We start from the raw sequence: 10,587 nt of genomic DNA, 5'->3' as shown, positions 1-10,587 counted from the left end.
TAGGCTTGCAAGTAATACACTAAGCAGCGTAAATCCAAGTTATTGATACTCGCATCGGCTGCAGCAAGCAGTTTCGGCTTAGCATGGAAGGCAATACCAAAATCAGCAGCATTAACCATAGGAATATCGTTGGCGCCATCGCCAATGGCCAGCCGTTGCCCTGCAGCAATTTGCCAAGTGGCACTGCACTTATCAATCACATTGGCTTTATATTGGGCATCAACCACATCACCTGTTACTTCACCGGTTAACTTACCCGCTTCAATGACCAGCTCATTGGCGTAAGCGGCATCTAAATCCAGTAAATCTTTTAAATAGCCCACAAATGGGGTGAATCCGCCCGAGGCTAACACTAACTTCCACTCGTTAGACTTTAGCTCTGCCACTAGGCTTTTAAGTCCTGGCATCAAAGGAAGTTGCTCACATAAAGTGCTGATAATACTCTCATTGGCGCCTGCAAGCTTACTGACCCTTAAGCGTAAACTCTCTTCAAAGTCTAATTCCCCTTGCATGGCCCTTTCGGTGACTTCTGATACCGCCTCACCCACGCCAGCCATCACAGCTAATTCATCAATACATTCTATTTGAATCGCGGTGGAGTCCATATCCATCACTAATAGACCCGGTTTAAATAAGCTCGCTAGCGGCGCGGTTATATTGAGAAGTTCTGCTTTTACCTGCAGCGGAAATTGACTCATCAGTGTCCCTAAAGCTGAGGTTGAGGCAAGTTCAAAACCTTGTAAATCGTTATGTCTCATCAAAGGCGTAATCGCGCAGTCTTGGGTTAACTTTGCCAGCCAGTCATTAATGGCCCCAAAAGATTGCGCTTCAAATACCACTCTAAAACGATAAGGGTACTTAACCTGAACATTGTTAAGATACTCGTCTTCAAAATAACGAGTTAAAGTGACATGATTATGGCTATACGTCGCATCAAATGTTGAGAATAACCACGTTAATGGCTGAATATTTACCTGAGTTTCCATGGACTGCATTTCCCCAATGATTGCGACTATCTACAATGAATTATTTCGATTAGTATTAATTAAATAGAAAAATGACCAAGGATTAAAGTGATTTTTGTTAAAGGTCTTAAAAAAAGCCAAAAAATCAGCAGATTAATTCAAATCAGCATTGCTGTAATTTTATTATTTGCTTTAGTGCATTTATGGAAGTCGAGCCTTAATAACGGTCAGCAACTGCTGAGTTCGCAAACCCAAATCATGGCGCGCTTATTAGCTCAACAAGTGGCCAATGGCGCAGCCCCAGCAATGCATCTACAAAATGATGAGCAACTACAATGGCTAGCCAATGCGCTCGTGCTCGACCCAAAAGTGATGTCAGTGAACATGTACAGTACTCAAGGGGTAAGGCTGGCGTTTGCCCAAAGCGTATCAGACATCGAATTTGACGCCGATGATAAAGTACTAACTGAGATGTTATCGCCCTACCCACCTTTAATTGAAAACGTGCTTCAAGGTGACAATAACTTAGGCTATATCGAGGTGAGGTTAAACTTACATATTTTCTTTGATGAATTAAAAAGCCACTATCAAGAAAATATGAAGCAACAACAAATTATGCTGATTATTGCAGGTATTATTGGTTTGCTGCTGTCGCGGGTCTTTTCGTTTAAACGCGCAGATTTCGACCGACGTAAAACTCGCGCCAAACAAGGACGTAAAAATAGCCAATTAGTGCAAAAAAGCTTGTCTGAAGAAATGCATCAACTTGAAGATAGCCGGACTGAACCGGCAGATGTGGATGACCAAAGCGCTAACCCAAAATCATCACTGATAACAGAGTCTGATAGCGATGAAAATATGACTTTTAAACAAGAGATACTAGAAGCCGAAAACCTCAGACTTGATGATAAAAGTAAACCCAATTAACCATTAAAAAAAAGCGTAACTGATAAATCAGTTACGCTTTTTTACGAAATAATAAACGTTAAATTACAGAGTAACTACTGCATCTAATGTCATGATAATCATTTCGTTGAAAGTATTTTGACGTTCATCAGAAGTGGTTTTTTCTCCGGTTCTGATGTGGTCAGAAACTGTCACTACGCATAATGCTTTAGCGCCAAGTTCGTGTGCAACACCGTAAAGGCCTGCCGCTTCCATTTCGACCCCAAGTACACCCATTTTTTCCATGGTATCGAACATAGAAGGATCTGGAGTGTAGAATAAATCAGCAGAGAAAACGTTACCTACACGCACTTTAGTTTCGTGCGTTTTAGCTGATTCGATCACTGCGTTCATTAAGCCATAATCTGCAATCGCAGCAAAATCTTGACCTTTAAAACGTAAACGGTTTGCTTGCGAGTCAGTACAAGCGCCCATTCCGATAATCACATCACGCACTTTTACGTCAGTGCTAATTGCGCCACAAGAACCAACACGGATTAGGTTTTTAACGCCGTAATCAGAAATAAGCTCATGCGCATAAATAGAACATGATGGAATACCCATACCAGAACCCATTACAGATACGCGAGTACCTTTATATGTTCCAGTAAAACCAAGCATGTTACGTACATCAGTAACTTGCTCTACATTTTCTAAAAATGTTTCAGCAATATATTTTGCACGTAATGGATCGCCTGGGAATAAAACTGTTTCAGCAAATGCACCGTCAACAGCATTAATATGTGGTGTAGCCATGGAAAAACCCCTATATTTTTATCGTATATCTTTATATGTGGGCAGCAAAGTCATCCCCTTCGCTGCCGGACGTGATTCTACTATATTTATTAACAGATTAACCTTAGTAGATAGCATTTGAATCATCAATTAATGAATGATTCGCCATAATCCATAGGTTCAAGCTTAAAATACGTCGCAATAGACTGCCCAATGTCGGCAAAACTGTTTCTACGGCCTAATGAACCGGCAGCTAACCCCGCGCCTAAAGCAATCACAGGAACACGTTCGCGGGTATGCTCGGTGCCAACCCAGCTTGGATCGCAACCATGATCGGCTGTCAGTAATAACAAGTCATCAGGGTTAAGTAAGGCTAATAACTCTGGCAAACGTTGGTCAAAGTATTCTAAAGCTTTGGCGTAACCGGCAATATCACGACGGTGTCCGTAGTGGGAATCAAAGTCAACAAAGTTAGTAAATACAATGGTGTTATCTTCAGCACGCTTGATTTGCTCAAGGGTTGCATCGAATAACTCTTCAAGACCTGTTGCCTTAAATTTCTGGGTAATACCGCTGTTAGCATAAATATCGGCAATTTTACCAATACTCACCACTTCACCACCGGCATCTTTAAGCTTATCTAATACCGTTGGCGCTGGCGGTAATACCGCATAATCATGTCGATTACCTGTACGGGCAAAATCTTCAGGACCCGAGCCCACAAATGGACGCGCAATCACGCGGCCAATATTGTAAGGCTCTAGCTCTTCACGGGTAATTTCGCACAAACGGTATAGGTTTTCTAAACCAAATGATTCTTCATGACAGGCAATTTGAAAAACTGAATCAGCTGAAGTATAAAAAATTGGCTTACCGCTGCGCATGTGTTCTTCGCCAAGTTCTTCTAAAATTGTTGTACCTGAAGCATGGCAATTACCCAAAAAGTCGGTTAAGCCCGCACGTTTGAGGATTTTATCCGTAAGCTCTTTTGGAAAAGAGTTGGTTAAATCAGAAAAGTAACCCCATTCATACAATACTGGCACGCCAGCCATTTCCCAGTGTCCACTAGGCGTATCTTTACCTGAGCTTAATTCATCCGCATGGCCATAAGCGCCAATCACGTCGATATTATCAGCGAAACCATCGGCGAATTTACCCGTACTTTCAAAACCTAAATGGCCTAGACCGAGCTTTGCCAGGTTTGGCAGTGTTAATGGTCCTTTTCGGCCAATATCGGCTCGGCCTTCAGCACAGGCTTTAGCAATATGACCAAAGGTATCTGAACCTGTATCTCCGAATTTTTCAGCATCAGTGGCAGCACCAACACCAAAAGAATCCAACATTAAAATAAATGTACGTTTCATAATTTTTACTCCATTATAAATCTGAAGCGCGGATATAACGGTAGATTTCAGGCGTCTTTTCTGGCGCAGAATCTTCAATGTTAATCGCCTGCTGAACGGCAGCAGAGGCTTCTTCGAAAGCGGCTTCAGATTGAGCATGTACCATGGCGATAGGCTTATCAGCTGATATCTCATCACCTAATGCACATACTTCTGTTAATCCAACGCTATAATCTAATGCGTCGCCAGGCTTTCTGCGGCCACCACCTAAGGTCACTACCGCTAAACCTAACTCTCGGGTATCCATGCTATGAGCAAAACCCTGTTTGTTGGCATACACAGGACGAATAATTTTCGCCTGTGGCAAATATTTGTCATAAGACTCAACAAAATCTGCTGGCCCGCCAAGGCCTGATACCATACGGCCAAAAATTTCAGCCGCTTTACCATTATTTAAAACAGTATTTAATTTTGTACGTGCGTCAGCATCATTTTGCGCAATGCCGCCAAGTACGAGCATTTCAGCACATAGGCCCATAGTGACTTCGTAAAGACGTGGGTTACGGTAAGCGCCAGTTAAAAAGTTAATCGCTTCACGCACTTCAACCGCGTTACCGGCACATGATGCCAATACTTGGTTCATGTCAGTTAATAAAGCGGTAGTTTTAGTGCCAGCACCGTTTGCCACTGCTGTAATACTGCGAGCAAGTTCTTCAGAGGCTTCATAAGTAGGCATGAATGCGCCGCTACCGACTTTGACGTCCATTGCTAAAGCATCTAGCCCAGCTGCGAGCTTTTTAGAAAGAATTGAAGCAGTAATTAACGAGATAGACTCAACGGTTGCGGTATTATCACGGATTGAATAGAAACGCTTATCGGCTGGGACTAAATCACCGGTTTGGCCAATAATGGCAACGCCAGCTTCTTTAACTACTTTGCGAAACAACTCACTTGATGGCTCGGTTTGGTAACCAGGAATGGCATCAAATTTATCTAAGGTGCCGCCAGTATGACCAAGGCCGCGACCCGAAATCATCGGGACATAACCACCACATGCCGCCGCCATTGGGCCAAGCATCAGGCTAATGACATCACCAACACCGCCGGTACTGTGCTTATCAATAATGGGGCCGTCAAGTGACAGTGCATCCCAGTTTAATACAGTACCTGAGTCACGCATACCTGTGGTTAAGGCAATACGTTCATCCATGTTCATATCTTGAAAATAAACAGCCATACCAAAAGCGGCTATTTGGCCTTCTGAAATGGTATTTTGAGTAATGCCATCAACAAAAAATTGAATTTCAGCTGCGCTTAATGCATCACCATTACGTTTTTTACGAATAATTTCTTGAGCGAGAAACATGCTACTTCCTCCAGCAAGATGAATTTATTGAGCCATCTTGCTACAACAATAAGGCACCGAATGGGCTAAAATGATCCATTCGGTGCATGCTAAATCGTTATGTCAAAACCGTACAATACTAACTTTGATTAGTAACCTTGTGCACCAGCAGGCGCATCGGCTAACTCAAGAGTATGAAGTAAGCTAGTTAATAAGCTTGAAGCGCCGAATCTAAAGTGTGCCGGAGTAACCCAGTCAGCACCTAGAATGCGTTCAGCTAAACCTAAAAACTCGGCAGTTTTAGCCGCGTCACGTACACCACCGGCTGGTTTAAAACCAACATTGGTGTTCTTTTCGCTAATCACGGTTAACATGATTTCAGCCGCTTCAAGTGTGGCATTAACCGGTACTTTACCGGTTGATGTTTTGATAAAGTCAGCACCTGCATCAATTGAAAGCTCAGATGCTTTACGAATTAACGCTGCATCTTTTAACTCACCTGATTCGATAATCACTTTTAAGATAGCTTGATCGCCACAGGCTTCTTTACACGCTTTGACTAGCTCAAAACCTAAGCTTTCGTTGCCAGCCATTAATGAGCGGTATGGAAATACCACATCAACTTCGTCTGCGCCGTAAGCTACAGCCGCACGGGTTTCTAATACTGCGATAGCAATATCGTCATTACCGTGTGGGAAGTTAGTCACTGTGGCGATTTTGATGTCTTCACAATCAAGTTCGTTTAAGGTTTTACGAGCGATAGGGATAAAACGAGGGTAAATACAAATTGCAGCGGTATGTCCAGCAGCAGTATTCGCTTTATGACATAAATCTATGACCTTTTGGTCAGTATCATCATCATTTAATGTGGTTAAATCCATTAATGAAATGCCAAGTTGTGCTGCTTTTTTTAAATCACTCATGTGTGCTCTCCAAAACAAAAAATAAATTAATCTTGTTATGGCAATGCAATTAAGCTGGCATTAGGGTGTTGATGGGGCCGGGCCTTCGAGCATTGCCAGTAAATAAATTCATAAATTACTGAACTAAGTATTCAATCTGATAACGAGTACCACGACTTGAATCCTTGAAGACCGGAAGAGGTGAAACAAAGATTATTGTTTCATCCATTCCGCGAAAAATCCGTTTTAGCGCGCAAATCAATCCAAATTAATGACAAGCTAATATCACTTATTTGGACCTTAATATTTATCTAAATACACTTTAGCAAATTCTACGGTATATTTAAGTAAATACTAACATAAATTAATAAAAAAATAGAGCCACACAAGTGTGGCTCTATACTTTCAAGCAATCTTAGAACTTGTAAGTTGCTGTGAAGTAATGTGCGAAACCGGTAGTTTCTAGACCGAATGTACCTTCATCTTTAAGAAGGTAAACGTCTTTATACGCTTTTAAGCCGTAACCTAGTGCGTAGTTGTCTGAATGCCAATGTAAACCGAAATATGCCGCGCCACCGTTAGAGGTGAAAGTAGTGTTTTCGTATGAACCATCCTCATCATACGCATTAACTTCATCTGCACCGAACTGGTAATCAACATAGCCCTGGAAAGAAATAAAAGTACCGTTATCAAAGTTAACCACAGGCTTAAACCAGTTCATAGAGAACTGGTAACCGTTCCACTCTTTAGTATTTAGGTCGTAAAAACCGTATAAGTTCATGCCAGTTTTACCTAACCATGGAACCATAACGTCAGCACCGATACCAATTGAAGCATTGTTTACGTCACCATCAGCATCAAGTACAACTTCATTACCATCTTTATCAAAAGTTGTGTATTCGCCTGTGATCGCACCGCCACCGAAGTTAAATAAAGTCGAGATGTAAACTTCTTGGACTGGGCCAAAAGAAAGGTCTTTGCCAGTGATTGCATCAAGAGAAAAACGTGGAGCAAACTTCATGAACATCTTGCTAGCACCAGCGCCTTTGTCACCGTAGTTTTTATTTGCTAAGTTGAAAACATCCACATAGCCATACAGATCAACAATACCAGCGCGACCACCAAATTCCATTTCTAAGTAGTCATGGCCATTATCAGTAGAACCATCGCGTGGAAGCTCATTTACTGCGTACATTGCGTTGAACTGCATCCAGCTGTAATCGCCAGAACGTAAATCGGTACGGTCAGCAGCCATTGCTGGTGCAGACATTGCAGCAACAGTTGTTGCAGCTAAAGCTAAAGTTTTAACGTTTTTCATTATCAACCCCATTGATATTTGTTTTTAACCACCTACATGGATGGCGTTTTTTATAAACGTTCGCATTGTACCTATTTCGGCCAAAAGCTCAATACAAAAAAGACAAAATACGAATACTTAATCCTAAAACGTGAACAATGTCGCTACTTTTAACTAACAACCAATAATTAAATAATCTATAAAACTATTTATATGCCCAATATCATTATATAAAACCCTAGCAAGTAACACACCATAAACAGCTGTAGCAAAAGTTGATTAAGTAAAATTCACTGAGAATTCCTGTTTTTAAAGACAAAAAAAAGCCGTAGTTACTAAATGATAACGACCTTTTTATTGGTAATGTTTACATCATGGGAGTTATAACATCGCTAAAAATTGACCCGTAAATGTTGAACTTAAGAAGTTAACAAGCGAGCTATCAATAACGGCACGTATATCAAACTTAGCAAGTTCATGGTGACCAGTAGGAACCAGCTAATCCAGCTAATCCAGCTAATCCAGCTAATCCAGCTAATCCAGCTAATCCAGCTAATCCAGCTAATCCAGCTATTAGCATAGCCATAGCCATAGCCATAGCCATAGCGGATAAGTGAGCAGCGCCACATAATGCCAATGCAAGGATAACCACTATTTTTAGACACAAAAAAGGCCGCTATTAATAAATAATAACGGCCTTTTTATTAACTAGGTTTAAACCATAGCGAATATTAAATCGCTAAGAATAGACCCGCTAATGTTGCACTCATTAAGTTAGCTAGTGAACCAGCAATAACAGCACGGATACCAAGCTTAGCAAGGTCATGGCGACGACTAGGAGCCATTGAACCTAAACCACCTAATAGAATAGCAATAGACGATAAGTTAGCGAATCCACATAATGCGAATGAAATGATAGCTTTGGTTCTATCAGACATCATCATGCCAGTCTCAGCAACTACTTTGAAACCTTCTGCAGAAGCATCAAGTAAGTAAGGAGCAAAGTTTAGGTAAGCAACAAATTCGTTTACAACAATCTTTTGGCCGATGAATGAACCCGCTACAAGCGCTTCGTTCCAAGGTACACCGATTAAGAATGCTAATGGCATGAAAATGTAACCAAGAATAAGTTCTAAAGTAATACCTTCAAGACCAAACCAACCAGTTACACCACCGATGATACCGTTGACCATTGCAATTAAACCAACGAAGGCAATTAACATTGCACCCACGTTTAGTGCTAAATGCATACCAGATGAAGCACCGCCAGCAGCAGCGTCTAATACGTTAGCTGGTTTATCAGGATCTTCAGGAAGATCTGACATGTCATTTTTAGCTTCTTCAGTTTCAGGATGCATTAGTTTAGCCATCATCAAACCACCAGGAGCCGCCATGAATGATGCAGCAACTAAGTATTCAATTGGTACACCCATTTGCGCGTAACCGGCTAATACTGACCCCGCGATTGATGCTAAACCACCAACCATGATTGCGAATAATTCAGAGTTAGTCATAGTCGCAATAAATGGACGAACAACTAGTGGCGCTTCAGTTTGACCAACGAAAATATTCGCTGTCGCTGACATAGACTCAGTACGGCTAGTACCTAATGCTTTTTGCAAGCCACCACCGATGAGACGGATGATCCACTGCATAATGCCTAAGTAGTAAAGCACTGCGATTAATGAAGAGAAGAACACGATAACGGGTAAAACATTTACCGCGAAAATAAAGCCAACTTTGAATTGAGCTAAGTCGCCAAATACGAAGTTAATGCCCGATTGTGCATAACTAATTACACTAGATACGGCATCTGACATACCTTGTAAGATATCTTTCCCCACTGGTACGTATAAAACGAAACCTGCAAAGAATGCTTGAATAGCTAAAGCACCACCAACAGTACGCACATTAATTGCTTTTCTGTTATTTGATAGTGCATAACCGATTGCTAGTATGGTAACCACACCTACTAGACTCATTAGTATATCCATTAATCACGACCCTTTTTTAATTTGTTAACGATATGTATAATTGTTGTTAACTCACCTATTTTCAGTTAGTGATTATAACTGACGAGCGGATGAAAATCGTGGATTAGTTCATAGTTTTAGAGTTTAATTTCAGGATCTTATCCCACAGCAACGCCCATCAACTACGGTGTTTAAAAAAAAAGAATTACAGCTCAAACAGTTGTCGAGCATTTACCCCCAACTGTTCCACAATTAAAACAGTGGTTTTTTTTTGTAATTTTGCTATCTGTTCAACAAAACTTATTATCTGAAGCGGAGTATTTCGTTTATCTGGTGAATTATAGGGCGCCATGCTGGGAGAGTCGGTTTCTATTAGGAAGTGTTTAATATCAACTTCTGTAACCGTTTTTTGTAACTTTTTGGCGCTAGGGTTCATGATTAACCCACCTATTCCCAGTTTATAGCCCAGTTCAATATAAGATTTTGCCAACTCTGGGGCGCCATAAAAGCCATGAATAACCCCACCTTTAGGGTTAGGGTATTTTTTCAACATGGCTAATAGCTGTGGATGAGCTTTTACGGCATGTAAAATCACCGGTAATTGCCAATCAATTGCTGATGCTAATTGAGCCTCGAGTAAATCCAACTGTGATTTAGACCAATGTCGAAGCTTATCTAAACCACATTCCCCCAGGGCAACAAACCTTGGATTAGGCCTATGTTTAGCGATGAGATTATTTAACGCCGCCACTGCTTGAGAAATGTCAGCAGGTACATACCAAGGGTGGATACCTAAGGCAAAATAGCAGTCAAACTCGCTGGTAACCTCTAGCTGTTTAGCCCAAGATGACTCACTCACCCCTGGAATAATGACGTTGTCGATCCCGTTTGCGCGCATCTTTGCAAACAAAGCAGCTCTATCGTGGTCAAAATCCACAAGATCAAGGTGGGCATGGGTATCTATCATCACTTTCCCTCAAACAAATAACTTTACTGCAAATCACAGCTAATGCAGCAAACCTGCTTAGCACTTTTTACGTTACTCATCTTGCCACTATAGAATAAAATTAGCCTCAAGCTTA

At 41.3% G+C, this 10,587-nt stretch carries 10 protein-coding genes; 1 reads left to right on the top strand and 9 read right to left on the bottom strand.

What is annotated here, in order from left to right; translation table 11 throughout:
• A partial coding sequence (serB, locus tag AB4140_RS02555; RefSeq protein WP_102477167.1) for a phosphoserine phosphatase SerB occupies positions 1-986 on the bottom strand: 986 nt, incomplete at its 3' end.
• 87 nt (positions 987-1,073) lie between these two features.
• On the opposite strand from serB, the gene AB4140_RS02550 reads away from it, so the two are divergent.
• Positions 1,074-1,892, top strand: coding sequence for an AhpA/YtjB family protein (locus tag AB4140_RS02550; RefSeq protein ID WP_102436194.1), 819 nt, complete (start codon positions 1,074-1,076; stop codon positions 1,890-1,892).
• A 63-nt stretch (positions 1,893-1,955) separates the two neighbouring features.
• Here AB4140_RS02550 and deoD read toward each other — a convergent pair whose 3' ends face one another.
• The 8 genes from deoD to AB4140_RS02510 form a co-directional block, all read right to left on the bottom strand.
• Complete coding sequence (deoD, locus tag AB4140_RS02545; RefSeq protein WP_076543293.1) at positions 1,956-2,666, bottom strand: purine-nucleoside phosphorylase; 711 nt, start codon at positions 2,664-2,666, stop codon at positions 1,956-1,958.
• Between the two features lie 125 nt (positions 2,667-2,791).
• The gene (locus AB4140_RS02540; protein ID WP_102436196.1) at positions 2,792-4,009 is read right to left on the bottom strand and encodes a phosphopentomutase; all 1,218 of its coding nucleotides are present in this window, start codon (positions 4,007-4,009) and stop codon (positions 2,792-2,794) included.
• 13 nt (positions 4,010-4,022) lie between these two features.
• On the bottom strand, positions 4,023-5,354 hold the full coding sequence (deoA, locus tag AB4140_RS02535; RefSeq protein ID WP_371999665.1) for a thymidine phosphorylase: 1,332 nt from the start codon (positions 5,352-5,354) through the stop codon (positions 4,023-4,025).
• A gap of 128 nt (positions 5,355-5,482) precedes the next feature.
• Complete coding sequence (gene deoC / locus AB4140_RS02530; protein WP_076543290.1) at positions 5,483-6,256, bottom strand: deoxyribose-phosphate aldolase; 774 nt, start codon at positions 6,254-6,256, stop codon at positions 5,483-5,485.
• Positions 6,257-6,650: 394 nt separating this feature from the next.
• A complete protein-coding gene (locus AB4140_RS02525; RefSeq protein ID WP_371999663.1) occupies positions 6,651-7,553 on the bottom strand; it encodes an outer membrane protein OmpK in 903 nt (300 codons plus the stop codon).
• A gap of 398 nt (positions 7,554-7,951) precedes the next feature.
• Positions 7,952-8,197, bottom strand: coding sequence for a hypothetical protein (locus AB4140_RS02520; protein ID WP_371999661.1), 246 nt, complete (start codon positions 8,195-8,197; stop codon positions 7,952-7,954).
• Between the two features lie 66 nt (positions 8,198-8,263).
• Positions 8,264-9,526 (bottom strand): NupC/NupG family nucleoside CNT transporter, encoded by a 1,263-nt coding sequence (locus AB4140_RS02515; protein WP_102439553.1) that lies wholly within the window; start codon positions 9,524-9,526, stop codon positions 8,264-8,266.
• Positions 9,527-9,710: 184 nt separating this feature from the next.
• Complete coding sequence (locus tag AB4140_RS02510) at positions 9,711-10,472, bottom strand: TatD family hydrolase (RefSeq protein WP_371999659.1); 762 nt, start codon at positions 10,470-10,472, stop codon at positions 9,711-9,713.
• Between the last annotated feature and the right edge of the window lie 115 nt (positions 10,473-10,587).

Origin of the sequence: Shewanella sp. 10N.286.51.B2 (genome assembly GCF_041469265.1) — a bacterium.
In the GTDB taxonomy this organism is placed as follows: domain Bacteria; phylum Pseudomonadota; class Gammaproteobacteria; order Enterobacterales; family Shewanellaceae; genus Shewanella.
Note: the sequence above shows the minus strand (reverse complement) of the source record. Positions and strands in the feature narration are given on the sequence as shown.

What these genes read in the sequence shown, in the direction of transcription:
- deoD (WP_076543293.1), bottom strand. Translation starts at nt 2,666, where the DNA reads ATGGCTACACCACATATTAATGCTGTTGACGGTGCATTTGCTGAAACA.
- AB4140_RS02540 (WP_102436196.1), bottom strand. Translation starts at nt 4,009, where the DNA reads ATGAAACGTACATTTATTTTAATGTTGGATTCTTTTGGTGTTGGTGCT.
- deoA (WP_371999665.1), bottom strand. Translation starts at nt 5,354, where the DNA reads ATGTTTCTCGCTCAAGAAATTATTCGTAAAAAACGTAATGGTGATGCA.
- deoC (WP_076543290.1), bottom strand. Translation starts at nt 6,256, where the DNA reads ATGAGTGATTTAAAAAAAGCAGCACAACTTGGCATTTCATTAATGGAT.
- AB4140_RS02525 (WP_371999663.1), bottom strand. Translation starts at nt 7,553, where the DNA reads ATGAAAAACGTTAAAACTTTAGCTTTAGCTGCAACAACTGTTGCTGCA.
- AB4140_RS02515 (WP_102439553.1), bottom strand. Translation starts at nt 9,526, where the DNA reads ATGGATATACTAATGAGTCTAGTAGGTGTGGTTACCATACTAGCAATC.
- AB4140_RS02510 (WP_371999659.1), bottom strand. Translation starts at nt 10,472, where the DNA reads ATGATAGATACCCATGCCCACCTTGATCTTGTGGATTTTGACCACGAT.